This is a genomic window from Bacillus sp. SIMBA_074 (assembly GCF_046534555.1).
GTDB classification, from domain to species: domain Bacteria; phylum Bacillota; class Bacilli; order Bacillales; family Bacillaceae_G; genus Bacillus_A; species Bacillus_A mycoides.
The window spans coordinates 1-271 of the sequence record NZ_JAWRYM010000525.1 but is presented as its reverse complement, the minus strand read 5'-3'; the positions used below and the strand labels follow the sequence as shown (position 1 = coordinate 271).

At 50.6% G+C, this 271-nt stretch carries 1 pseudogene; it reads left to right on the top strand.

From position 1 onward, the window contains the following. Positions 1-271, top strand: a pseudogene (locus SB773_RS31825) (MFS transporter); the annotation flags it as partial.

The window sequence follows — 271 nt, the reverse complement described above, 5'->3', positions numbered from 1 at the left end:
ATTTTCTCCCCAAAGGCTGCTGATGGCTGGGTTGTTTGGAAATGCCCTTGCTTTTGCCATCTTGGGAATCTCCACACATCTATGGCTGACGCTCGTTGCCCAGTTCATTGCCGGACTGTTGCTGCCCTGTATACAGATTGGGATCAATACGATGCTCATGAAGCATACCGAAAGCACGTTCCTCGGACGGGTAAACGGAATCCTGACACCGCTGTTTACAGGCTCGATGGTCATCATGATGAGTGTGGCAGGGGTACTGAAAAAACACGTG